Origin of the sequence: Nonomuraea sp. NPDC049714 (assembly GCF_044465295.1) — a bacterium.
Lineage (GTDB): Bacteria > Actinomycetota > Actinomycetes > Streptosporangiales > Streptosporangiaceae > Nonomuraea.
Map to the genome: position 1 here is coordinate 481,594 of NZ_JBITLM010000001.1, position 24,135 is coordinate 505,728.

Genomic DNA, 24,135 nt, shown 5'->3' on the forward strand with positions numbered 1-24,135 from the left:
TCCACTCAGGTCAAAGACCCTCTCAAAGATCTATGAGTGGGGAGAGTTCGATGTCGGGATTCAGCCGCCGGCGCTGGTTCGCGGCCTGTGTGTCGGGGTGATCAGCAGGTAGGGAGCGCCGGTACAGGTCCAGCGTCTGGGCGTACAGGTCGTCGGAGGCTTGGCAGTCAATTGCCCGGCCGAGATCGAGGGAGAGGTTGAGCGCGCAGGCCAGCGTTAGTGGATGATCCTCCCCCAGGGTCGTGCGGAGAGAGGGAAGGGTCGCCCGGCCGAGGTCAACCGCTCGTTCGTTATCTCCCAGGCTGGAGTGGTCGCTCGCGAGGTTCACCGCGCAGATCAAAGTGTATGGGTGACGAGGGCCGAGTGTCTCTTGCAGTCCCTGAAGCGCGGACAGGCCGCGCTTGCGCGCTGCAGTGGCGTTTCCACGCAGGCGGTGGATGATGGCCAGGTTGCTCGCGCAGCAATGGGTGAAGGGGTGGTTGCCCCCCAAGCTGGCTTGGTATCCGTCGAGGGCTCGTTCGACGTGCTCGGCCGCTTGGTCCAGGTGTCCGCTCCTACGCAGGGCGTTGGCAAGGCTTATCGATCCGGCCAGTTCATGGGGATGCCCGGATGTGACGGCGTCGCGCAAGTCGGCGGTCAGCTTGGCGAGCGTCTTGAGGGGGTCACCGGGTTGCAGCACGTGACGGATGCCGGCCATGCGCACGCCGACAACGAGGTCTTTGTGGATGAGGAGCTTGTCAAGATTGCTGGCGGGAGCGAACGACTCGGCCAGCGCGTGGGCGTCGGCGGCAAGCCCGACAGCCGCAGCGTAGCCGCCAGCGAATCGCAGGGTGCGCGCGGCGCCGTTCAGGGCCAGGAGCGACAGGCGACTGTACCGTGATGCGGGTGCGGTGAAGGCCTTGCGACGGATGCCCATGTACAGATCATGCGCGCGTCTGTAGGCGCCGGTGAGTTCGTGGTCGAGGGCCAGGCGGTACTGCGCGTGGAGGGTTGCGTCGTGTGTCTCGCCCCGTAGTTCGCGGAGGTGTGCGGCTGCGTCCTGGTCCAGTTCGAGCGCAGCCGAGAAAAGCCCGGTGAGCCTCAGGTCAATGGCGAAGTCTTGGGCGGCGGCCAGCCTGTAATGGATCTCCTGATCCTCGGCTGCCTCGAAGGCAGCGCGGCTGACCTTGCGGGCCCCGGTGTAGTCGCGACCGGCTCGAAGGGCGATCGCCTGGAGGCTGCGCGCCTGCCTCAGATGTGAATGGGTGGGGTCGAGATCGTGCTCCCACGTGTCGATGGTGGTGGTGATGATGCTCAGGCATGAGGCGTGATCGCCGGTGTTGGCAAGGTATCGGGCGATCTTCGTCATGAGATCCCGTGTTCTCGGGTCCGCGCACTGCTCGGGGCCGGTCGGAGCGATGTGGGGGACCAGTTCGGCGTAGCACGGCCAACTGGCGGGATCCTCGGGATCATCCGGGGCGGCGTTGGCGAGCATGAGGTGCACGCCATGCCGTATGCGCTTCAGTTCTTCGGACGGCAGTTCGGTCCGGATCAGCGCGCCGACGAGCCGGGGGAGCTGGACCGTACGCAGCCTGTGATTAATGGCGATGAGACCATATCGCGATAGCCGGTCAAAAACCGAGAGCAGGCGAACGGGATTTTTACTGACCCTGCTCAGTGCTGGTGCAGATGATTCGTCCGGCATGCTCAGGGCATCGTAGGGGATGGGGTCGGGACCGAAAAGAGCGCAGTGGTTCAACACCACCACCGCCTCCGGGTCCTCCTGTAGCAGTCGGTCCACTGACGCCTTATGGCTAGCAATGAGCGACGCCGGATATTCCAGCGGCCTACCCCGCTCGAGGGCGCCAGCGATTTCGCCATGGAGTTGCTTCAGATAGCCTTCTGGAGATGATCCGGTCTCCGCCATGAGCGCTGCGGCATTCTCCAGCGACATCGGAAAGTCGCTCAGTTCGCTGGCGATCTCATCAGCGATTCCGTCGGTGATCCCGGGCAGCCGTCTGTGTAAGAACTTCAGGCTTTCGTCTCTGACGAAGACATCCAGCGGCTGGGCCGGAAGCAGTTCCCATCGTGAATTCCGGGATGTGATGAGCACATGTCCTGGACCTTGGGGAAGGTAGGGGTGGAGCTGATCGGGATCATCGGCGTTGTCGAAGATCAATAACCATCGGGAGTAGGGTTCCCCTCGGTGGAGTGCGGCGAGTACGGCGGAGATGCCCGCTGGCGTTCCCACGTCGAAGGCAGGGGGCAATCGGAGATGCGGGGCCAGGGCGGCCAGGGCGGCGTGCAGCGGTGGGAGCTGGTCGGCGGGGATCCACCAGATCACGTCATAGTCGGCGCGGTGGCGATAAGCGTATTCGATCGCCAGCTGGGTCTTGCCGGCTCCTCCCAACCCGTACACCACCTGGGTCGGCGAGGTTGCGAAGGCCTGCCTCAACCCCTCCAGTTCGTCACTGCGGCCGGTGAAGTAGATGTTGCGAGGCGGAACGCCTTCCCAGCCCCTGGGGCCGCTGTCGGCGTCCTTTTCGGAGCTACGGATCCCAGTCTCCTGTGACCACGCGTCGAGGGCCGGGAACCGTGCCGTGAACGCCTCTCCTCCCTGGACGGCGAGCGAATCGAGGAGTCGCCGTGCCTCGGTGTCGCGTGCTCCGGCCATGGCGGCCAGGACCGGGACCCGGATCTCCAGCTCGTGACTGGAGTGGCGGGAGATGTGGCGCAGGACCTCGGCCTGCTCGTCGAGGTCGAGTTGCAGGATCACGCGTGTTCCGTCCAGCCGGGCCTGCGGGGTCAGCGCAGGGTGGACGAGGACACTTTCGAGCGGGCCGAGTGCCTCGGTGTAGCCGCCCTCGGCCAGGGCGAGCAGCGCGCGCAGACGGTGGCCGGGGTCGGCGTCTGAGTCTTGTGCGATCTGCCGGTACCACTGTGCGGCCATCGCGCTCGCGCTGGTGCCTCCGACGTTGGCGGGGGCCAGTGCGGCCAGTTGGGTCCGGTCTTGCTCGGTCGTCCATCCTCGGGCGGCGAGCCGTTCGAGCAGCCAGCGTCGCACGTCGTCCCCGGACGTGCTGCCGGGCACGGATGCGCTGTCGAGTACGGCTCGCAGCAGGCGTGCGCCTTCGGCGCTAACACTGCACAGGGCGTCGGCGGTGAACGCTCGTACCCATATCGGATGGCGCGGATCTTCGGCGAGTCCGGCCAGCCGATCGTTGACGTACCGGTCCGAGGTCAAATTGATGAGCACGGCAAGGGCCTCGGGAGCGCTTCGATCATCCCGGGCCAGCTGCTCGAACATGGTGTTGATCACTTCGCGACGCAGGGCCGTGCCCACGGTAATCCCGTCTGCGACGATTTCACCTGCGATACAGGCGTCGGTGCCGCCGCGCTCCAGCAGTATCCTCACCAGAGGGTCGACTGAATAGGTGCTGCGGGCGAGGGTGAACAGCGCGAGGTTGCGGCTGTCGGGGCTGCGCGCGTCGGCCAGCCAGGTGCTCTGGTCGAAGTCGCGTGACCGGGGTCCTGCGGCGAAATATTCGGCGAAGCTCGGATGCACGAACTGCAGCCCGCCTGTTCTGGGCACGACCAGGCTGGTGGCGGTCAGGACGCCGCGCAGCGAGGTTTCCCAGCCCGCAAGCCCCTCGAACAATCCCGGTGGCGCGTGGCCCTTCACCCACAGCACAGCTGCGGTCGTGACCCGGCCTCCCGATCCGGACAGGAAGATGTCCGCGGTGCCCTCGAGCAGGTTCCGTAGGTTGTCTCTGAGCCAGATCCAGGCCTGCGTACCTTGTTCGCCGTGTCGGGTGAACTCCGCGACAAGCCGGTCCCGCTCCTCGCCGCTCACCTGCCGGGAGTTCAGCAGATGCTGGATGAACCGCTCGTACAGTCCCGCGCGACTGGTCGGGAGCGCGCTGTCCTGGTCGGCCTCCAGGATCAGCGCAGTGATGGTGGCGATGAGCGGGACCCGGGCGATCGCCGACAGCCGGGAGGACGACACGCTGGCCAAGAATCTCTCAATGGTGATCGGCTCGGCTTCCATCTGCGGCGAGTAGATCCGGCTTCTGTGGTCGACCCAGCGCTCGGCGAACGCCCGAAGATCGTGGTGGTCAAATCTGCGCAACGTGAAGCGGGTGAGGTGCTCACCCCCGAGATTGCCGAGGTCGCCCAGCATCAACGGCCGTGTCGTGATCATGAAGCGGTGATGAGGCAGGTTGTTCGAGACGCTGTCACCGAGCCGGGACAGCACCCGGGATCGCCGCTTCGTGCTGAGCACCTGGTCGATCCCATCCACCACCACCAGCCACGCGTCGGCGTGATCGGGACGCCGGTCAAACAGCTGGGCGGTCATCGAGCAACCGGTCACCTGCCGGCAATGCGCAGCCATCGCCTCCGGGACGGTCATGTCCGCCAGCAACTCCGCCGGGACCAGGATCGGAACGACGCTCCCATACGGCGCCCCGCTCAAGTGGTCCGAACGGCGGGCGTCGAGCCACCATCGGCACTGCTCCCGCAACACCAGGGCCACGGCTGTGGACTTGCCGATCCCCGGCTCGGCGACGACAAGGGTGTTGCGAAAGCCGTAGATCATCTGCCGGATCGTGTACAGCCGGGCAACGCTCGACACAGCGCCGGCCACAGGCTGCACGCTCTCGGCCTTCTGTTCGACATAGATCTCCGGAAGCGGCGGAGCGTCCCCGACGAAATACTCGTACTGATGCCGACGGGCGTCCTGCCACTGCTCGGTCAGCAAGGACCGAATGGCCGTAGGAAGAGGAATGTTCTCCCGCCGGAAGGCCACATAGGAGACGAACGCGGCCACACATGCCAGGCCGCTCACCGCCAGCGCGGCTGATGATGCCGGCCACTGCCACGGCCGCGGCAGCAGGCCGAGCCCGCGCAGCGTAACCATCAGCAGGGCGACCGCCCCCAACACCGCGGCCACTCGCAACCATCGCCGGCCCGGTTGGGTGATCCCTGTTTCGCCCCCAGCGAACAGTGCTTCGCGCCCGCCGAATACGGCGACCGCCAATCCGATAACTCCCGAGGCTGCACCTACGATCGAGGCGAACTTATCTCCGTAATCCAGCCAGATCGGAGCACCCACATAAACAGGATAGGTCACACCGTCGCTTCGGGGTCGTCGTCATGGAAACCCATTCGAGGGCATCCCGATTCGGCCGAGCTCGTGGTAGCTCAGCCGCCTCGATCCACCGAGCTATCTCTGACTCAAAAGCCTTGAACGAGGAATAGGGTTCTCTTTGATTTGGGATGGTGGGAGTTCTGACGCTTCCAAGACCCATGCGATCTTCGATGTGGAACATGTGATCGCGTACGCCGGGCTGGCGCCGGTGACGCGGCTCGCCGGCCGCTGTGGCCTGGGCGCGCTGGTCGGCGTGCACGTGGCGATCGCCGACCAGCGCAGAGTGAATGCCCCGGCGCAGGCCGCTTCGATCGTGGCGGCGATGTCGCACCCGACGAGTACGAGGCGACGCTCTTCCCCGCGGCCGGCGACGAGCTGATCGTCGAAGAGGAACGCATCCGATTCCTCGACAGAAACCATGCCGAGCCGTACGACGCCTCCCTGGGGCAAGGACATCGGGAAATGCGGCTGCTGGAGGAGATCGGCAAGCGTGGACCGGCTGCCATGGCTGGGCACGTGGTGGAGATGCAACGCGGCTGCCGGTTCGGGGGATCGTGGGTAGTCGGCCCCATGAAACCGAGGTTGGCGGCGCGGTCCCCCAGGTCAGGTGACCGCGCCGCCCACAACATGGTGGGTTGCGCACCGACCGGCAAGGGGTGACGGAAGAGCGGGATCATAGCCTTTGCCGGTCAGCAGATCAGGGGTGACTCAGCGCTTGTACAGGGACCATTTGGCGGGCGACTGCTCACAGTAGTACCAGTCCCCGGGGTGGCCCGCGGCTTCGGCCTGCCGTTCCTCGAAGACGCCCTCCACGGCGTGGCAGAAGAGTCCACCGGCCTCGCTGTTGGCAAAGGTGCTGACCAGCGTGGCCGCCTGCGCCGGGGCGGCGAACAGGCCGACGCCGGAGGCGACGAGGGTCGCGACTACGACGACTCGCTTCTTGAGCTGCATGTTCGGCTTCCTTCCGTTTGATGTGCGGCGGTCGACGGCGTCGTTGCGGTCGATCGTCCACCGGTCGCGGAGCCGGCCGGCGTGGCCGGGCTCGTCGAGCGACGGACCTTCAGATATTGATTTCTTCAAGTATTGACGCTTCAACGATATTTGATGTTGGTCGGCGAGATCAACCATTCGCCCTTGCCTGGTCCGACTCCGCTGGTCAGACCCCCGGGTGCTGCGCTCGACAGGCAGACCGCGGTCTCAGCGGGGTAGTCCCAGCTCGCCCGCCCGCAACCCCGCCTGGAAGCGGGAGTCGGCATCGAGCCTGGCCATGAGCTCGGCCACGCGCCGCCGGTAGGTGCGGAGCGAGATGCCGAGCCGTTTGGCCGCCGATGCGTCGGTGCGTCCCGAGGCGAGGGCTTCGAGGATCAGGCGGCCGTCGGCATCGAGGTCCGGGACGTCGCTCCGCAGATAGGCGTCGAGGTCGGCGGCGGTGTCCCAGATGGCCTGGAACAGGGAGTGAACGCCGTTGACCAGGTTCTGGGACGTGGTCACGGTGTACTCGCGGCCGGTGGGGCTCTCCTGGCCGGCCAGGATCATCACCCGCCGGTCGATGAGGATGGTCTCGTACGGCAACCGTGAGCCGCTGATCCGGACGAGTCCTCCCCTGTCGCGCACCTGCCGCAGGTGCGCGCGGGCCTCCTCGTCGGCGAGCGCGACCGGGCTCAGCAGCTTGCGGGAGGTGAAGTCCGGAGCGTGCATCCGGCTCCTGATCGCGGCCCTGGCCTGGGGTTGCGACCAGGTCTGGAGATCCCGGGCGGCGCACAGGAACTCGGTCCGCGCGGACGCGAAGAGATGACCGGCACGCGCGATCAGTTCCGCGTCCCCTCGCACCGAGAACACCTGCTCGTTCCGCATCCTTCCAGTCTGGCAGCATGCTGCCACGAGCTCGCCGGGGGTCGTGGCGGCGGACACCATGAGCGTCATGACGAACAGAACCTTCTCCCTCGGCGGAGACCTGACCATCAACCGGCTCGGTTTCGGCGCGATGCGGCTGGCGACGGCCACCTTCGGCGGCCCGCCTCGTGCGCCGCGGAGCGGCATCGCGGTGCTGCGGCGCGCCGTGGAGCTGGGCGTGAACCACATCGACACGGCCGGCTTCTACAGCAGGGGCGATGTTCGGGCCAACGAGCTGATCCGTACGGCGCTGGCCCCCTACCGTGACGGCCTGGTGATCGCGACGAAGGTCGGGCCGTTGCCCGGGCCGGACGGGGTGCCTACCGGGCAGGCGGCGCCTGATCAGTTGCGCGGCCTGGTCGAGGCGGATCTGCGCGCCCTCGGCCTGGATCGGCTCGATCTGGTCTATCTGCGGGTCGGCGGAATGACCGGGCCGGGCGGCGAGTCGATCGCCGAGCGGTTCGCGGTGCTGGCCGAACTCCGCGCGCAGGGGCTGATCCGGCATCTGGGCGTGAGCAACGTCGACGCCGCCCAGCTCGCCGAGGCCCAGGCGATCGCACCCGTCACGGCGGTGCAGAACCGGCACACCGACGGTCCGGGGCTGCTGGCCCCATGCGAGAAGGCGGGCATCGCGTACGTGCCGTACTTCCCGCTCGGCGGTGGTGTCGAGCCGCTCGACACCGCACGGCTCGGCAAGGTCGCGGCACGCCTGGGCGCGACCACCGCGCAGGTCGCGCTCGCCTCACTGCTGGCGACCTCGCCGTCGGTGCTGGCGATTCCGGGCACCGGCCGTCTCGATCACCTGGAGGAGAATTGCGCGGCGAACGATCTCAGTCTCACCGATGAGGACCTGTCCGACCTGCGAGGCTAAACGATCAATTTACGACGCATAGGGAATCCCTACCCTTCTCCGCCATGTCGATCGGCGTTCACCCTCTCACGGAGCGTCATCATCGCAGTGACCAGGCACGACCGCCCGGTCACCTGGACGCACCGGAGAGGGAAACGGATGAGCGTAGAGCAAGTAACACAGGCGGAGCAGGCCATCGGACCGATCAGTCTGATCGCACCGCTGGAGGCCCCCGCACCGGCGCCCACGCCGGACAGGGTGTGGGAGCTTCCCGGCGGCACCGCCTGGGTGTACTACGGTGAAGGCCACCAGAATCTGGTCAATCCGGTCATCCTGGCCGACGGCTTCAACATGGGCCCGTCCGACCTGGACGAGTCCTGGCACTATCTGGAGCGGCAGGCGTACCCCCTGATCGGCGAGCTGCGCGGCCGGGGTCACGACGTCGTCCTCCTCGGCTTCGCCGAGCGCAGCGCCTCGATCCTGGACAACGCGCAGGCCGCGATCGCCGCCATCACCCAGACCATCACCGAACGGCACGGGAACACGCCGCTCACCGTCGGCGGCTTCAGCATGGGCGGCCTGGTCACCCGCTACGCCCTGGCCAAGATGGAGCACGAGGGACTCGACCACCAGACGGCCCTCTACGTCTCCTACGACAGTCCGCATCGGGGCGCGTGGATCCCGATCTCCCTGCAGGCGTTCGCGCACTTCATCAGGAAGGGCAACCCCACCTTCTCCCGCCAGATCAACAGCCCAGCCGCACGCCAGCTGCTGTGCAGCCACATCTCCGAGGTCACCGGCGACGCGCGGCAGGACGCGCTGCGTGACGACTTCCTCGCCCGGCTGAGCGAGGTCGGCTCGTGGCCGATGATCCCGAAGAAGATCGGCGTCGCCAATGGTGCGGGGAACGGCACCGGCAACGGGGTTTCCGCCGGCGTCGAAGCGCTCAAGTGCACCGGCCTGCTCTTCAACGGCACCGTGCTCTACACCCAGTCCACCGGGGACGAGCAGCAGGTGGCCGTGCTCAAGAGCATCCTCGGCGCCAAGAACGTCCAGACCAACGGGCTCGCCGAGCTGGACGGCGCACCGGGCGGCACTCTGGAGTCCTTCGGCATTCTGGCCGATGCCCTGAACAAGCATGGCCAGGCCGAGGTGTACTACCGCTCTGTCTGCTTCGTCCCCGCGGTCAGCGCCGTGGCGATCCGCGATCTCGGACAGGACGATGTGTACGCGGACATCAGCAGCCTGCCCGCGTCGGCGAGCGAGCTGGACGAGTTCCTGTGTGCCTCCCAGAACGAAGGGCACACGCTGATCACCGAAGAGCTCTGCACCTGGATCCTCGGCCGGCTCCCGAAGCCGGCGTCATCATGATCGATTGAGAGCCCGTGCCGGGATCTCGGCCATATGGACGGAATTCTCAACGGATATGCACTCCAGAGCCTCCCGAGCATTCTGCGGGGGCGAGAGCACTGCTGCGCATATCCGTTGTTCCTCTTCACCTCGATATTCACCCGTCCGCTTTCGACACGTGCACGAGGAGATACTTCTCCCACTTCGACGGATCGGCCTTGAGGCCTTTCTCCAACTGCTGCTGCACTTCGAGGAAGAAGGAATCGGCACCCGCGAATCGCCGGGCCACCAGCTCAGTGTGCTCCCACTTGCCCGAGCTCATCTTCATGGAGTCGGCGTTCTTGAAGGTGGTCTTCCAGCCATGCTTCGCGAGGCGCGCCTCCGCCCTGTCGAGCGCCTCGGCGAAAGAGGCGGCTCCGACGTCCGTGATCAGGACATCTATCCGTTGAATGTCCTCGTCGGACATCTGGTCGTCCGTGGTCCGCGCCACCACCGTGCCGATACTGAGCACCTCGTCGAGTGCGACCTGGTCGGCCTCCACGACTCTGGGAGCCCAGTCCGCGCACCCCGGAAGCAACAGCATGCCCAGCAGCGCAGGCATAATTCTGACCAGCCCGACGCCTTTGGCATATGTGCGCAACATAGCCCAAACCTCCACTTATGATATGAAACTAAGCCACCTTTCCTTGTGAGCATCATGCACTATCCACGGTAGGCTTGCGACGCGTTCGGAGTCATCCGTACACACTTCAACGCATTGCCGCCTCGGCGGCGTGCCATTCCATCGCCAGCCCCATTTACGCTTCTTCGACTTATTAAAACGGAATCAGAGGCCGTAGCCGCCGGAGGCTTCGAGATTCTGGGCGGTGATCCAGCGGCCTTCCTCCGAGAGGAGCATCGCGATCACCATGCCGACGTCGTCCGGCTCGCCCAGGCGGCCGAGGGCGGTCTTCGCGGCGATGGCCGGGATCACCTCCGGGTAGCGCTCGAAGGCGTTGTCCCCGATCCGCGTCCGGGTGGCGCCGGGGGCGACGGAGTTGACGCGGATGCCGCGCTTGCTGAACTCCTTGGCCATATAACGGGTGAGCACGGTCACGCCGCCCTTCATGGTCCCGTAGGCCGAATAGCCCTCCTCCAGGCCGGAGGGCAGCGCCGCGTTACTGGTGGTGTTGACGATGGCGCCACCGTCGGCCAGCAGCGGCAGCAGGGTCTGGGTCAGGAAGTACGGCCCTTTGAGCAGGACCCGCACGAACTCGTCGAAGAGTTCCTCGGTGGTGTCCTCGAACAGCGCCATCCGGCCGAATCCGGCGTTGTTGACCAGATAGTCGAACGTGTCCCTTCGCCACACGTCGCGCAGCGCCGCGACGACGCTCTCGCGGAAGGCCGGGAAGGTCTCGCTCCTGCCGACGTCCAGAGGCAGCGCGACGGCCTGCCCACCCGCCTTCTCGATCATCGCGACCGTGTCACGCGCGCCGGCCTGGTTGCCGTTGTAGGTCAGGATCACCCCGTCCCCGCGCTGGGCGATCTGGATGGCAGCGCTCTGCCCGATGCCGGAGCTGGCACCGGCGACAATGGCGATTTTCATCGTACGTACACCTGTCCATTCATGGAGGAAACTCATACTCTGTGGGAATCACTTCTCTTTCATTTGACCAGCTTGAGCTGCCTGAACGTTAGAACGATGTTCCTAAGAGCTTGCCTGATCCTCCCGATTTCGGGGGTCGGCCAGTGGCGGCCCGCATCGCCGCGCCGCAGTCGGTCACCTGCTCGGTGAGCACGGCGCCGATGAGGTCCGGCCGCTGTCTGGCGTAGTAGCGCTCGTGTCAGCCAGGTGCAGAACGCCATCATGTTCGCCGTTCAGTTCGACCGGTTCGGTTCTCCCGAAGTGCTCACCTTCGGGCCGTTCCCCGAGCCGCACACAGGTCCTGGCCAAGTACGCGGCCGGAGTGATCGACGAGGTCGGTACGGGAGTGACCGGGTCCGGGGCCGGCGACGAGGTCTTCGGCACGGTCGACGTCTCCCGGCTCGGCGGCGCGAGCGCGGAGTTCGCCGTCCTGACCTTCTGGAGCTCGAAGCCGCCGTCGATGTCCTGGGCGGAAGCCGGCGCCGCCGGCACGAGTGTCGAGACGGCCACCCGGGCGCTCGACGTGCTCGACGTGCGCGCGGGAACGACGCTCCTGATCGACGGCGCCGCAGGCGGTGTCGGAAGCGTCGCCGTCCAACTGGCGGTCGCCCGCGGCGCCCGTGTCATCGGCACGGCACGTCCGGAGAGCCAGGCGTTCCTCGCCGGCTTGGGCGCGATCCCCACCGCCTACGGGCCGGGGCTGGCCGAGCGCGTCCGCGCTCTCGGCGTGCGGGCCGATCTCGCGCTGGACGTCGCCGGCGCCGGCTCGCTGCCCGAGCTCATCGCACTGACCGGCGCGACGGCCTCGGTCCTCACGATCGCCGACTTCACCGCCCCCAAGCTGGGTGTACGGATCTCGCGCGGCGAACTCGGCGGCGAAGGACGCCACGGCCTCTGACTGAGCCCCTGGGCAGGCGCCGACCGGCCGCCGGGCCCTTGGAGGGAACCCGGCGGCCTTCTCAGCCGAGGCCTACACCGGGTCGAAGCGGAGCCGGAGCGTCACCGCCCGAGCCGCCAGCTCGTACTGCGGCAGCGTGCCGGGGCCGCACGCGGCGGTGCCCACGCCGTGCTGGGCGAGGTCCAGGTTGACGTGCACCCGATCCCCCGGCACCAGGTCCGGCAGGTGGGTGGCGCGGTCGAGGTCGGCGGTGCTCCAGCGGCGGGCGGTCAGCCCGAACACCGGGCCGCCCGTCACCCTGACACCGGGGCCGTCGCCCCCGGTGAGCTCCGCCCAGCGGACGTCGGCGCGCTGTCCGTTCTCCTGCGGGTACACGTACGGCGTCTGCAGCTCGTCGACGCTCGCGCTCCAGCGGCCGACCCTGGCGGCCATCCCGGTGTCCGGGTACGCCTCCCCCGGTCCTCGCCCGAACCAGGTGACCCGGTCGAACCGGCCCGGCAGGGACATGGCGACACCGAGCCGGGGGATCGGCTCGCTCCACTCGCCGTCGGGCTCGACGTCCACGACGAGCTCCAGCCCTTCGCCCACGGCGATCCACCGGTACGTGACCCGCATCCCGAGGTCGGTCGCCGCCGGTGCCACCCGGGTGCGCACGACCATCCCGTCCACCCCGTCCCCCGCCTCGACCGTGTCCACCCGATGGGTGAGCCGATCCAGGCCGAGCAGCCGCCAGCGGGCCTCCGCGCCGCTGTACCGGTCGTTGTCGATCGGCGCCCGCCAGAGCTCCAGGGCAGGCCCGTCGACCTCGACCCCGAACAACCGCACCAGCCGCCCACTGGCCGCGTCGAAAACCCCACCCCCGACCGCGACCTCCCCGACAGCGCCGTCCCGGTCCCGCACCACCCCAGACCCCGCGCCGACGCGGCGGGACGTTGTACGGGCATCCTCGGCGCGCTCGTACGGCGCCCCACCCGAGGACAGCACCCCACCCGAAGTCGGCGCCCCACCCGAGGACAGCCGCACCTGCCCCCAGGCCACCTCATGTCCCGCCGAGGCCCACGCCTCATCACGAGCCAGCACCGCCCGCACGGTCAGCCACCGCTCGCCGTCGCCCTCCGGCAGGTCGGGGAGCCTCACCTCACCCCCACCAGAAGCCACCTCCAACGGAAACCCGCCGACCTCCACCCCGTCCACCTCAACGACAGCGGAAAAGGCCAGGTGGGACAGATCGCGGAATCCGTACAAACTGGACACCACCACCGCCCCGTCCGGGAACCCGAAGCGGACCGGCTCGTACACCTTCTTGAGGTCCAGCAGCCCGGGCGACGGCGTCCGGTCGGGGAACACCAGCCCGTCGATGACGAAGTTCCCGTCGTGGACCGGCTCCCCGTAGTCCCCGCCGTAGGTGTACCCGAGGGACGGGTGGGCCAGCCCGTGGTCGATCCACTCCCAGATGAAGCCGCCCGCCAGCCGCGGATACCGCTCGAACAGCTCCTGATACTCCGCGAGCCCGCCGGGCCCGTTCCCCATCGCGTGGGCGTACTCGCACTGCAGGAACGGCATCCCCCGCCGCCGCGCGTCCAGCGCCGGATCGTCCAGCGGGTCCTCGACGCCCTTCCCGATGGCCTCCACCTCGGCGTGCGAGGCGTACATCCGCGAGTACACGTCCACGTCCGGGCACGACCAGTCGCCCTCGTAGTGGATGGGCCGCGACGGATCGCGCTCGCGGGTCCAGGCGGCCATGGCGGCGAGGTTGCGGCCCACGCCCGCCTCGTTGCCGAGGGACCACATGACGACGCTCGGGTGGTTCTTGTCGCGTTCGACCGTGCGGCGCATCCGGTCGAGGTACGCCTCCTCCCAGCGGGGGTCGTCGCTGGGGTTGTGCCGCCAGCCGACCTGGGTGAAGCCGTGCGTCTCCAGGTCGCACTCGTCGATCACCCACAGCCCGAGCTCGTCGCACAGGTGCAGGAAGTCGGGGTGCGGCGGGTAGTGGCTGGTCCGGACGGCGTTGACGTTGTGCCGCTTCATCAGCAGCACGTCCTCGCGCATCGTCGCGTACGGCACCGCGCGCCCGTACGCGGGGTGGAACTCGTGCCGGTTGACCCCCTTGAACAGCAGCGGCCGCCCGTTGGCGAGCAGCACCCCGTCCTCGATGCTGATCGTCCGGAACCCGATCCGCACCCGCACGCTCTCCTCGGGCGTGACGAACACGCCCTCGTACAGCCGGGGCGTCTCGGCGGTCCACGGCTCCACGTCGGCGGTGACCTCGACGCCGGGCTCCAGGCCGCTGATCCCGAGCTCGGGAACGCTGAGCAGGCCGTCGCCGTCGAAGCTGAGCGTGCCACGCCCGCCGGCGAAGCCCGCGTGCACGAACACGTCGGCGCTCGACCGGGTGAGCGTCACCTCCCGGAAGATGCCGGGCAGCCACCACATGTCCTGGTCCTCCAGGTAACTGGCGGCCGACCACTGGTGCACCCGAACGGCCAACACGTTGCGCCCCGGCTTCAGCCACGGTCCCGCGTCGAACTCGGCGGGCAGCCGGCTGCCGGTGGTGAACCCCAGGAGGTGCCCGTTCAGCCAGACCTTGGCGTACGACTCGACGCCTTCGAAACGCAGCCGGCCGCCGGTCCAGTCGTCCGGCAGGTCGAAGACGCGGCGGTGGTCTCCGGTCGGGTTCTCCGTGGGGACGTGCGGCGGGTCGATCGGGAAGGGGTAGGCGACGTTGGTGTAGGCGGGCGCGCCGTGCCCGTGCAGCGGCCAGTGCGCCGGCACGGGCAGCTCGGCCCAGGTGGAGTCGTCGTAGCCGGGCTCGGCGAAGTCCTCAGCGGCGCCGGCCGTGGGCGACAGGCGGAAGCGCCAGGTGCCGTTCAGGTCGAGGCTGGGGGCGTCGGAGCGCAGGGCCACCCGAGGGGCGAGGCGGCCGGAACCAGGGGTGAAGTCTTCGCATTCCATCGCCGCAAGAGCCTAGAGGTTCGGCAGGGTTTCGTCAGCAATGAGTTCCGTGCGTACTTCTGGCCGGTCCGCTTGCTCAGGGCCGTTCCTCGGACGCGGCGAGATAGCCCGCGAGCAGGCTCTCGGCGACGGCGGCCACGCTGGAGTCGTCGGGCAGGAAGTCGGGGCTGTGCAGCCCCGCCTCGGTGTCGACGCCGACGAACATCATCAGCGACGGCACCACCGCGCCGTACTGCGCGAAGTCGTCCCCGCCGCAGGAGCGCAGCTCCTCGCTGACCGTGTGCCCCTGCTCCCGCAGCAGCTCCCCGGTCCGTACGGCGAGCGCCGTGTCGTTGACGAGCACCGGCTCGCCCGGGAAGACCCGCACCTCGGCCTCGCAGCCGTGTGCGCCGGCCACCTCCCGCACCTGCTCGGCGAAGCGCGCGTGCAGCGCCTCCCGCCAGCTCCGCGACAGCGTCCGCAGGGTCCCCCTGGCCACCGCCTCGCCCGGGATGGCGTTGGGCGCGGTGCCCGCGTGCACCGTGCCGAACGTCACCACGGTCGGCACCATCGGGTCGGTCACCCGGCTGACGAGCTGCTGCGCGGCGACGATGACCTGCGCCATGGCGACCACCGGATCGCGGGCCAGGTGCGGGTAGGCGGCGTGCCCGTCCCTTCCCCTGATCGTCACCCGGAACTCGTCGGCGGAGGCGTTGACCGCGCCGGGCGTGCAGGCGATCACCCCGGCGTCCAGCACGGGCTGCACGTGCGCGCCGACCATGGCGTTCACCTGAAGGCGTTGGAGCGCGCCCGCCTCGACGATGTCCCTGGCCCCGGACGGGAAGCTCTCCTCGCGCGGCTGCAGCACCACGACCAGCGGCGCGACCCGGTCAGCGCCGTCCGCCACCGCTTCCAGGTCGCCGTGCCGCGTCCTGTGCGCCTCCAGGATGCACGCGACCCTGTCGACCGTGCGGGCGAGCGCCACCACGGCGGCCAGGTGGACGTCGTGGCCGCAGGCGTGCATGGCGCCGTTGGCGGCCGCCCACGATACGCCGGTGCGCTCGACCAGGGGCAGCGCGTCCAGCTCGCCGCGCACGCCCACGGCCGGGCCGCCGCCGCCCACCCGGAGCATGGCGCCGGTGCCGGCGACGTACTCGACGTGCCCGTCCGGGAGCGCTTCGAGCACGCGTTTGAGCGTCGGCCCCTCCTTGCCCGACAGTCTCGGCTGGGCGTGCAGCTCCCGCCTGAGCTCCTGGGCGGCGTGCAGCTCGGCGCGCAGCACCTCGCGCAGCAGGACGTCGCGGTGATGTGCGCCCGTCACGCGGGCACCCCCAGACCGTAGACGCGCCGCGCGTTGCCGCCGCCGACCATGGTGACCACCCGCACCGCCTGCTCCGACGACCACTCGCCGTCGGCGACGAAGCCGCCGAGCACGCGGGCCATCGCATGCCGCCACAGCACCGCCCCGAGGTGGTGCAGCTCGGCCGGCCCCCACGCGTCGGAGGAGAACAGCAGCTTGGCGAACGGCGCGACCTCCAGGCACTCGGCCACCAGCGCGTCACTCCTGGCGCCGGTGTGGTGCAGGGCCAGGCCGACGTCGAAATAGACGTGCGGGTACGCCTGCGCGAGGTAGCCGGCGTGCCGGTGGAACGGGTAGCAGTGCAGCAGCATCAGGGGCACGCCCGCCGGCTCGGCCAGCTCGATCAGGCCGCGCAGCAGCAGCGGGTCGGAGCGGCGCAGGTCCAGGTCGGGGTCGCCGTAGCCGATGTGGAACTGCAGCGGCAGCCCCCGCTCCAGCCCGGCCCAGATGAGGTGGCGCAGCAGCACCGGGTCGTTCAGGCGGGTGCCCCCGGCGGCCAGCCAGCGTCCGGCCGCCTCGGTCACCTCGGCGGGCTCGGGCGGCGCGGGGTCGAAGTCGAGGCCGTGCCGGTAGGCGACGATGGTCTTGAGCCCGCGCGCCGACCGGGTGCGCTCCCACAGCACCTCGGCGAAGCGCGTGGCGAACCCGGCGGCCGTCACGCCCGTGGCGGCGACCTGCTCGGCGACGGCCTCCAGGCGCACGACCTCCTCCACCGGGACACCGGTGACGTCGGCCATCGCGGACGGGCCGAGGATCTCCTCGGCCCGGTGGCCGGTCTCGATCAGATAGTGGCCGACGCCCGAGGCGGTGAGCAGCCGCCGGTTCACCTCGTCGGCGCCGAGCCTGGCACGGCGGGCCAGATAGGCCTCGGGCGAGGTGTGCGGTTCGAGGCCGAGCACGGGCGCGCAGTGGCGGAGGATGGCGTAGCCCAGCTGGGAGTCGAACTGCGTCATCCACTCCGGCACCGGCCGGTCCGACTCGGTGATCAGCTGCTCGAACTCGACCCGCGACAGGTCGTGGCCGCTGACGCCGTGCGCGTGGTGATCGACCAACGGCAGGTCTTCGATGATCCGGTGCAGGCCGGGAGGGACGGTGAGGTCAGCGGCCATGTGCGCCCGCCCGGTCCTTGATCTCGTCGGTCATACAGCAACGTCCTACCCTCGGTGGCGAAAACCAGACCGTGCCCGCCACCGAGGCGGACGAACGTGAGGGACGGGCACGAAAGCCGCGCCCGTCCCTCCGCTGTCAGGCCGCCGCTCTGGCCGTGAGGGCGACGCCGGCCTGCCTGGTCTCGCCGCTGACCGTCACCGCCACGGTGACGTTCCCGCTGCGCAGGGCCGTCAGCGTGCCGCCGGCGGGGTCGAGCACGGCGATGTGCCACGGCTTGGCCGTGGACCGGGGACCGACGTGCAGGTTGGGCGAGCCCGACCAGCGCGCCGACACCGGATGGGCCACGGGGACCACCCGCGTGCCCTGCCGGACGGTGGCGCTCACCCGCGCCGGGGCGCCGATCGCGACCGTGGCGGGCGCGGTCAGTGTGAGGTCGTCCACGTGCGGGCGGACCTGGGCGCCGATCCAGGTGGGCGCGTCGACGAACCAGTTCCGCCGCACGTGCGCGGCCTCCTGGTCCGTCACGGGGTCCACGCCCCACAGGGACCAGCCGGTGAAGCCGCCGTCGTCGGGCGCGGTGGCGGGGTTCTTGCCGGAGTTGCCGTTGATGAAGTACGGCACCGCGTCCACGCGGGCGGCGTCGAACGTGCCGACGTGCGCGCCGATGTAGGCGGCGCCCTTGCCGGTCTCCCGCTGGAAGTCCGCCAGCCAGCCCTCGACCAGCGCGGCCTCCTTACGGTCGCCTAGCTGGCTGGCCTTGCCGGGCGTCGGGTCGCGCGGCGGCACGTGGAACAGCACCGCGACCGAGCCGACCGAGCGGTCCTCGGCCGCCTTGTCCAGCTGCGCGCGCAGCAGCGCGATCTGCTCGAACCCGCCGCCTCGCAGGTTGAGCCTGGAGGTGTCGAGCGTGATGAACCGGGTGCCCTTGTGGTCGAAGCTCCGGTACGTGTCGCCGAAGGCGGCCTTGAAGTTGTCGATCTTGCCGCCCATCACCTCATGGTTACCCGGGATGTAGTGATATTTCAGCTCACCGCCGAGTTCCTCGTCGAGGATCTTCTTCGCCAGCGCGAAGTCCTCCGGCGACGCCTCGTCCACCAGGTCACCGTTGATCAGCAGGAAGTCCGGCTCTGCCGCCTTGATCTCCCGCAGGGTGCGGCGGGCGTTGCGCACGATGTCGCTGTCGGGGTCGCGGGCCACGAACTGGGCGTCGGACATCACCGCGAACCGCCACGGCATGTCCGCCACCTGGGGCCTGACCACCGGGTCGGCCACCTTGACCGGCTGCGGCGTCTCGACCGACGGGGACACCTTGGCGACCAGCCCGTCGATCAGGATCTCGTTGGTGTAGCTCGCGTCGGCCTTGGTCTCCGCCACGTAGAAGCGCCGCAGCTTGAGCGGGTAACTGACACCCGCCGGCACCGTGAACTCGACGTACTTCCAGCCGGTCCACGTCAGGTACGGCCCGCGCAGGACCTGCGACTGCCCGGTGGCGTCGTAGAACTCCAGGCTGGGCCACTCCCCCTTGCCGGTGGAGTGGATCCACATCCCGAACGCCTGCGGCTGCCCCTCCACCACGATCTGCTGCGGCGGGCTCGCGTAGGCGGCGCGGGTGGCCGTGGACCGGGTGAAGTCGTAGGCGAGCTTGAGCCCGCCGCCGTCCCGTCCCGGCGCGGCCGACAGCGAGCCGATGGCGCGCGCGGCGGCGAAGGTCCACGAGGCGGCGTCGTCGAAGCCGGCGACGGGCCGGTCCTCGAAGCCGACCGTGACGGGCACGGCCGTGCTCAGCTTGCCGACCTTGGCGGTGATGAGCCCGGACCCGGTGTCCCGCTTGGCCTTGACGGTGAAGTGGCCCTGCTCGGCCGGGGCCACCTCGAACAGGTCGCGGTCGTAGTCGAGGGTGAGATCGTCCGGCTCGATGGGCGCGGAGTTGCCGTTGCGGTCGTAACCCACGACGCCGAAGGCGGCCGTGCCGTCGGCGCCGGGCAGGCCGACGCGGTCGGCGGTGGCGCCGAGCCGCTGCAGCGGCTGCAGCACGGTCAGCTCCATGCTGCCCTTGGCCCTGCCCTTGGAGGCGGTGACCTCCGCCGTGCCGGGCACCAGGGCGTGGAACTTCCCGTCGCGGATGACGCCGTGCACGGCCGGGGTCGAGCGCCAGCGGGGTGTCCCGCTCGCCGGTCCGTACGTTTCGTCGTATCCGGCGGCGGTGAGCCGGCGGGTGAGCCCGGGGAAGACGCGGTCGGGACGCCCGCCACCGACCGGGGCGGCGCCGGGCGCCTTGGCCGGGTCGCTGGCGGTCTCCAGCCAGAAGCCCTTGAGCGTGCCGCTGCCCTCGGGCGCGTAGAGCGCGAGGCCGTTGGGGACATGCCGCTCGCCGCCGTCGGACGGGCTGTTCTCCACCTGGGCGTCGGCCTGGCCGGGCTCGCGGGCGAGCATGGTGGAGGAGCCGCCGCCGTCGAGGTTGAGGGCGTTGGCGGCGCCCAGCTCGATCATCATGGCGGCGAGCTGGTCGAGGGTGACGCCGCGGCTGTCGGCCTGACGGCCGTCCACGGTGAGCAGGTACATCTTCGTGCCGTCGGCGGAGAAGCCGACGGCGGTGCGCGGGTGCGCGGCCTGGTCGGTGGAGTGCTGCGCTTGGCCGTCCTTGACCAGCACGTAGTTGCCGCCGACCGCGGCCTTGACCTGGCTGCCGTCGGAGGCCTTCGGCTGGTACGCGACCTCGACCGCGTCGCCCGGCCGGAGCGCGGCCAGGGCGGTCGCCCCGGCGTCGCGGCCGAGCAGGATCGTGGTCCCGGCCGGGATCGGTCCGCCGCCGGCCGCCTGCCGCACGGCGGCGACCTTCCCGTCGACGAGCTCGACCTCGGTGACGGCGGTCGCGCCCTCGACGGCGCGGGCCCTGGTGTAGGAGCCCCACAGCGGGGTGAACAGCCCGACGCCGTCCTTCTGCACGATCTGGTTGAACTGGGTCAGCTTGACGGGCGAGCCGCCGTCCGGGGTGGCGGTGCCCTCGAAGTACATCTTCAGCACCCGGCCGACGCCGTCACCGGTGATCGCGACCGCGTTCTCGTGGCCGGCGACGGGTGACTGGACGAGGCTGCCGTTCTGGACGCCGACGCCCTGGGCGGCGCCGGAGTTGTTGATGTCGAAGAAGTCGCCGTTGACGGCCGCGACGGCACGCGAGCGTCTGGCGGGCCCGGACAGGGGCTCGGTCTTGGACACCTCACCGGAGAAGACGTAGTCGGCGCGGGCGCCGCCGCCGAGGTCGGCGGTGAGGGCGTCGGCCCTCAGCCAGCCGAGCGCGTCGAACCGGTCGAACGAGGTCAGGGAGATGCCCGGGGCGACCGGCCTGGTCTTCTTGACCGTGTCCAGGCCGTCGCCGGGCTCGGCCGCGGTGAGCATCACCGAGGGGGGCGGGTAGGACGACGCCTTGGGCGCGTCCTCGGCGGGGGGTGGGGGATCGGCCTGCGCGGGGGCTGCGGTCAGGGACATGGGCCCTAACACGAGCGCAGCGGCGGCCAGTAAACGGAGGGTCTGCACGACCGAACTCAATCGCCCATGGATATAAGTTTCAAGGCTTGAGCGTGAACTAAAAGATAATTTCAGCCCCCGTACGCGAGCCGCCCCGCCCTACTCCCCGCCTATGCCTTGCCCGCCACCACTCCGGCGTGCCCGTCGCTCTCGTTCGCGGCGTCGTCCGCCACGTCTCCGGCCACCGGCGCCTCCTCCGGCGCGGAGTTGATCCCGGCGTAGAGGACCAGCGGCACCGCCAGCGCCACCACCATGGACAGCACGGCGGTGCCCGAGTCGTTGACCAGCATGCCGACCACACCGCTGACCAGCGCGCCGATCAACCCGGCCCGCAGCATGGGGGCCCGGGCGAACGCCAGCGGCACCACCCCGGCGCTGATCTTGCCGGGCCGCATGATCGCGAAGATCAGGAACGCCAGGCCGGCGATCACGATCGGCATGAGGTTCGGCGAGAGCATCGTGCTGAGCATCGCGCCCAGCTTGCGGAAGATCATCGGCAGGAAGGTCCCGTCGATCACCTGACCGACGAACCGGCCCAGATGCGTCTGCTGGGCCAGCGGCCGCTGGAAGTCGAGCACCGCGATCACCGACACGGCCAGCCCGCCCAGCGCGCAGAACCCGACGAACTTCACCACCGACACCCGCTGACCGGCCACCAGCAGCGCCGTCACCGCGATGCCCGGCACGAACGCGATCACCCCGCCGAAGTCGCTGCCGATCCCCGGCCAGCCCGCCAGCAGCATCGCGGCCACGCCGAGCCCGGCCACCAGGCCGACCGCCACCCGCCGGCGCCCGACGCGGACCAGATGGTCGGCGGCCACGGCGGTCGTCATCAGCACCGCGGTGGCCAGCAGCGCGAACGGGATGTTGGCCAGCCCGTAGTAGCGCCCGCCCACCACGGCGGTGTAGCCCATGAGGCTGTTGAACTGCAGCGTCGTCCCCGTCAGCAGGTCGGCGACGAGCACCGCCCCGGTGATCGCCGCCACCACCGCGGGCGGCCCGAGCGCGCTGCGCCGCCACGGACCCGCCACGGCCACGCCCATGATCACCACGGCGATGGCGATCACCCCGCCGACCAGCAGCGCCACCGGCTGGTCACCGCGCACCCACGGCAGCAGGTTGACCAGGTAGGTCGACACCGGGATCGAGGCGATGCCGAGCGCCGCCACCCCGACCGCGGTGGCCTTCCTGCGCCGGGACAGCACGTAGTAGGCGATCGAGTAGAAGGCCACCTGCGTGATCGCGAACCCGGTGAAGAACAGGCCGGTCGTGCTGCGCACGCTGGTGCCCATCAGGTCCGCGTCGCGCAGCTCGGCCACCGCCTCCTCCAGGGTGGCTCGCTCCCCCGCCTCCCACGGCAGGCCGATGATCGTGGACGGGATCGCGATGCCCGCCGCGGACAGCACGGTGGGCGTGATGTCGGTGAGGATGACGATGTCGTCACGCCGGGTGGATCGGGTGCCGAGGTAGGCGCCCGTCGCCTCCGCGCGCTTCCACATCGCCACCCGCAGGTGCGGCACCGACCCGTGGTCGCCGGTCCCGGCCAGCACCACCTGGGTGTCGGCGGGCAGCTTGGCCAGCACCGCGCCCACCTCGGCGTCGGCGGCGCGCACCGCCTCCCGGCGCGCGTCGGCCGGCAGCACCTCCGGCTCCTTGGCCAGCTTGCCGTCCACGAGGTACGGAGTGATCAGCTCGTCGACGTCCACGGCCAGCACCTGGCAGCGCGTCCAGTCGGTCAGCGCGGCCGGCTCCTCGGCGTAAACGTCCACCTTGCCGTCGCGGTCGGCCAGGGCGAGCGCGGCGCCTCTGCCGACGGCCGTGGTGCACTGGCCCGCGGCGTGCACGGCGGAGCCGAGCGTGCCCACGTAGCCGCCGTCACGCTTGGCGAGCAGGTCGGCGAAGCCGGGCACCGTCGCGCCCTCGCCCAGCTTCTCGGGGACGGGCGGCAGGCCGCAGGTCTGGCCGTAGGCGGAGCGGATGCCCGCCGAGACGGTCATCCAGCCGTCGAACGGGCAGGCCACGGTGCCGAGGGTCTTCACCGAGACCGAGCCGAGGTCGCTCTGCCCGGCCAGCCGCCACAGGTTGGGGGTGAGCCTCGGGTCGACGTCGTCCCAGTGCAGGCCGGGCACCCCCACGAACGCCACCCGGCCGGGGGCGGCGCTCTCGGAGACCTCCGACGTGCCGGCGGCCGGGGGGCTGTCGGCGAGCGTCGCCGCCGCCGCGGCGCCCGCGGGCACCGCCCACCACAACGCCGACGCGACCAGCAGGAACAGCGCCCACCTCACCGTTGGCCCCCATACGGAGAAGGAGCCCGCGTGTCGGAGATGACCCCGCCCGACCGCGGCGCTCATGTCAGGAAACGTGGGCAACCTAGCACGAGCCGGCCCCTGTTGACTTCCCCGCGCAGATGCCCGAACCGGATGGATTAGGGGGCCGATGCCCGATCACCTGGCCGGAGGCGACCCGCATGGTCCCGGCTGCGGGCCGGCCGTCACCACAGGGCTCCGATCACCACGCCGGCCACGAGCATCGCCACCACGGCGTAGCGGAACACCGCCATCCGTGTCCGAGAGCTCCTCATGAGGGTGGCCCCTCAGGCCTCGGGGCCGAGGCCGGCGCGTTCTTCCAGGAGGGCGATGCGCTGGAGGAGAGGCTGGAGCTGGTCGCGCACCGTGGTGGCCAGCAACTGGGCCACGTCCGCCGGTTGCGCCGCCTGCTGCGCCTGCCCGCGCAGGTGGACGTACCCCGCCAGGGCCGCGACGACGGCGCGTCTCGCCAGCCGGGGGTCGGCGCCCAGCCCGCGCAGGACCTGTCCGGCGGTCCCGTCGGGCTCGGCGACGAGGCCGAGCAGGAGGTGCTCGCAGCCGACGTAGTTGTGACCGAGCGAGGTCGACTCCGTGACGGCGAACTCCAGCGCGTTGGCCGCCGTCCCGCTGAAGCGCCGCGCCTGCCCGGCCTCGCCGGGGGCCGCGGGCGTCCGCTGCGCGAGGTCGCGTCGTACCTGGTCGAGCTCGATGTCCATGGCGCGCAGCACGTGCAGGGCGAGGTTGCCGCCCTCGTCGAGCATGCCGGCCAGCAGGTGCCCGGTGCCGACGGCCGCGGCGCCGTCCGCGCCGGCCCGGTCGGCGGCGAGTTTGAGCACCGTACGCGTCCTGTCCGTCAGGTGGACCAGCGCCCCGGTGGGCACCTCGAGGTCGAGATCGGTCAGCACGGTCTCCCTGATGGCGGTCACCCTGCGCACCGCCTGCTCCAGAGCCCGCTGGCAGACGGCCGACACCGGCACGCCCGCCTCCTTGACCGCCTCCGCCAGCTCGTCCGGCAGATACACGTTGATCTTCGGCATCGCACACCTCCACCATTGAGTACCCCCACTATAACCCCTAAGGGGTTATGCACAACTGGCGGAAAAGACATCCGATCACTGGTATTGACGCGCACGACAGCGCAGACTGGAAAGACGGCGATC

The 24,135-nt window shown here is 69.8% G+C and carries 14 protein-coding genes and 1 pseudogene; 4 read left to right on the plus strand and 11 right to left on the minus strand.

The annotated features are described in order from the left end of the window. Window positions 1–22: 22 nt before the first annotated feature. Window positions 23–5,092 carry an FxSxx-COOH system tetratricopeptide repeat protein gene (fxsT, locus tag ACIBQX_RS02415; protein ID WP_396999736.1) on the minus strand — a complete coding sequence of 1,690 codons (5,070 nt, stop codon included), beginning with the start codon at window positions 5,090–5,092 and terminating at the stop codon, window positions 23–25. A gap of 208 nt (window positions 5,093–5,300) precedes the next feature. Here fxsT and ACIBQX_RS02420 point away from each other — a divergent pair, with 208 nt between their 5' ends. Next, entirely contained in the window at window positions 5,301–5,507 is a 207-nt protein-coding gene (locus ACIBQX_RS02420) for a hypothetical protein (protein WP_396999738.1), read from the plus strand. 329 nt (window positions 5,508–5,836) lie between these two features. Here ACIBQX_RS02420 and ACIBQX_RS02425 read toward each other — a convergent pair whose 3' ends face one another. Together ACIBQX_RS02425 and ACIBQX_RS02430 are read right to left on the minus strand one after the other, a co-directional pair. Next, the gene (locus ACIBQX_RS02425) at window positions 5,837–6,256 is read right to left on the minus strand and encodes a hypothetical protein (protein WP_396999740.1); all 420 of its coding nucleotides are present in this window, start codon (window positions 6,254–6,256) and stop codon (window positions 5,837–5,839) included. A 69-nt stretch (window positions 6,257–6,325) separates the two neighbouring features. After that, window positions 6,326–7,051, minus strand: coding sequence for a DNA-binding response regulator (locus ACIBQX_RS02430; protein ID WP_396999742.1), 726 nt, complete (start codon window positions 7,049–7,051; stop codon window positions 6,326–6,328). Here ACIBQX_RS02430 and ACIBQX_RS02435 point away from each other — a divergent pair. Both ACIBQX_RS02435 and ACIBQX_RS02440 read left to right on the plus strand, forming a co-directional pair. Continuing rightward, complete coding sequence (locus ACIBQX_RS02435) at window positions 7,050–7,892, plus strand: oxidoreductase (protein ID WP_396999744.1); 843 nt, start codon at window positions 7,050–7,052, stop codon at window positions 7,890–7,892. The two genes, ACIBQX_RS02430 and ACIBQX_RS02435, sit on opposite strands and share 2 nt — an antisense overlap. A gap of 138 nt (window positions 7,893–8,030) precedes the next feature. Beyond that, window positions 8,031–9,242 carry an esterase/lipase family protein gene (locus ACIBQX_RS02440; protein WP_396999746.1) on the plus strand — a complete coding sequence of 404 codons (1,212 nt, stop codon included), beginning with the start codon at window positions 8,031–8,033 and terminating at the stop codon, window positions 9,240–9,242. Between the two features lie 136 nt (window positions 9,243–9,378). Here the strand turns inward: ACIBQX_RS02440 and ACIBQX_RS02445 are convergent, their stop codons facing one another. Together ACIBQX_RS02445 and ACIBQX_RS02450 are read right to left on the minus strand one after the other, a co-directional pair. Then, on the minus strand, window positions 9,379–9,822 hold the full coding sequence (locus ACIBQX_RS02445) for a hypothetical protein (RefSeq protein WP_396999748.1): 444 nt from the start codon (window positions 9,820–9,822) through the stop codon (window positions 9,379–9,381). Window positions 9,823–10,047: 225 nt separating this feature from the next. After that, entirely contained in the window at window positions 10,048–10,806 is a 759-nt protein-coding gene (locus ACIBQX_RS02450) for an SDR family NAD(P)-dependent oxidoreductase (protein WP_396999750.1), read from the minus strand. A 261-nt stretch (window positions 10,807–11,067) separates the two neighbouring features. Between ACIBQX_RS02450 and ACIBQX_RS02455 the strand changes: the two are divergent. Then, a pseudogene (locus tag ACIBQX_RS02455) lies at window positions 11,068–11,725 on the plus strand (NADP-dependent oxidoreductase); the annotation flags it as partial. Window positions 11,726–11,815: 90 nt separating this feature from the next. On the opposite strand, the gene ACIBQX_RS02460 reads toward ACIBQX_RS02455, so the two are convergent. The 6 genes from ACIBQX_RS02460 to ACIBQX_RS02485 form a co-directional block, all read right to left on the minus strand. Further along, complete coding sequence (locus ACIBQX_RS02460) at window positions 11,816–14,695, minus strand: glycoside hydrolase family 2 TIM barrel-domain containing protein (RefSeq protein WP_396999752.1); 2,880 nt, start codon at window positions 14,693–14,695, stop codon at window positions 11,816–11,818. Window positions 14,696–14,771: 76 nt separating this feature from the next. Further along, complete coding sequence (locus ACIBQX_RS02465; RefSeq protein WP_396999754.1) at window positions 14,772–15,995, minus strand: M20 family metallopeptidase; 1,224 nt, start codon at window positions 15,993–15,995, stop codon at window positions 14,772–14,774. Next, window positions 15,992–17,143, minus strand: a complete 1,152-nt coding sequence (locus ACIBQX_RS02470; protein ID WP_396999756.1) for an amidohydrolase family protein — start codon at window positions 17,141–17,143, stop codon at window positions 15,992–15,994. Before ACIBQX_RS02470 ends, ACIBQX_RS02465 begins: the two co-directional genes overlap by 4 nt. A gap of 136 nt (window positions 17,144–17,279) precedes the next feature. After that, a complete protein-coding gene (locus ACIBQX_RS02475) occupies window positions 17,280–20,630 on the minus strand; it encodes a phosphodiester glycosidase family protein (protein ID WP_396999758.1) in 3,351 nt (1,116 codons plus the stop codon). A gap of 149 nt (window positions 20,631–20,779) precedes the next feature. Beyond that, window positions 20,780–22,954 (minus strand): hypothetical protein, encoded by a 2,175-nt coding sequence (locus ACIBQX_RS02480; protein ID WP_396999760.1) that lies wholly within the window; start codon window positions 22,952–22,954, stop codon window positions 20,780–20,782. Window positions 22,955–23,262: 308 nt separating this feature from the next. Beyond that, window positions 23,263–24,012 carry a Clp protease N-terminal domain-containing protein gene (locus tag ACIBQX_RS02485; RefSeq protein ID WP_396999762.1) on the minus strand — a complete coding sequence of 250 codons (750 nt, stop codon included), beginning with the start codon at window positions 24,010–24,012 and terminating at the stop codon, window positions 23,263–23,265. Window positions 24,013–24,135 lie beyond the last annotated feature (123 nt).

Excerpts from the sequence above, each read along its gene's own strand:
- ACIBQX_RS02425 (WP_396999740.1), bottom strand. The coding sequence starts at position 6,256 with ATGGTTGATCTCGCCGACCAACATCAAATATCGTTGAAGCGTCAATAC.
- ACIBQX_RS02435 (WP_396999744.1), top strand. The coding sequence starts at position 7,050 with ATGACGAACAGAACCTTCTCCCTCGGCGGAGACCTGACCATCAACCGG.
- ACIBQX_RS02430 (WP_396999742.1), bottom strand. The coding sequence starts at position 7,051 with ATGACGCTCATGGTGTCCGCCGCCACGACCCCCGGCGAGCTCGTGGCA.
- ACIBQX_RS02440 (WP_396999746.1), top strand. The coding sequence starts at position 8,031 with ATGAGCGTAGAGCAAGTAACACAGGCGGAGCAGGCCATCGGACCGATC.
- ACIBQX_RS02445 (WP_396999748.1), bottom strand. The coding sequence starts at position 9,822 with ATGCCTGCGCTGCTGGGCATGCTGTTGCTTCCGGGGTGCGCGGACTGG.
- ACIBQX_RS02450 (WP_396999750.1), bottom strand. The coding sequence starts at position 10,806 with ATGAAAATCGCCATTGTCGCCGGTGCCAGCTCCGGCATCGGGCAGAGC.
- ACIBQX_RS02460 (WP_396999752.1), bottom strand. The coding sequence starts at position 14,695 with ATGGAATGCGAAGACTTCACCCCTGGTTCCGGCCGCCTCGCCCCTCGG.
- ACIBQX_RS02470 (WP_396999756.1), bottom strand. The coding sequence starts at position 17,143 with ATGGCCGCTGACCTCACCGTCCCTCCCGGCCTGCACCGGATCATCGAA.
- ACIBQX_RS02475 (WP_396999758.1), bottom strand. The coding sequence starts at position 20,630 with ATGTCCCTGACCGCAGCCCCCGCGCAGGCCGATCCCCCACCCCCCGCC.
- ACIBQX_RS02485 (WP_396999762.1), bottom strand. The coding sequence starts at position 24,012 with ATGCCGAAGATCAACGTGTATCTGCCGGACGAGCTGGCGGAGGCGGTC.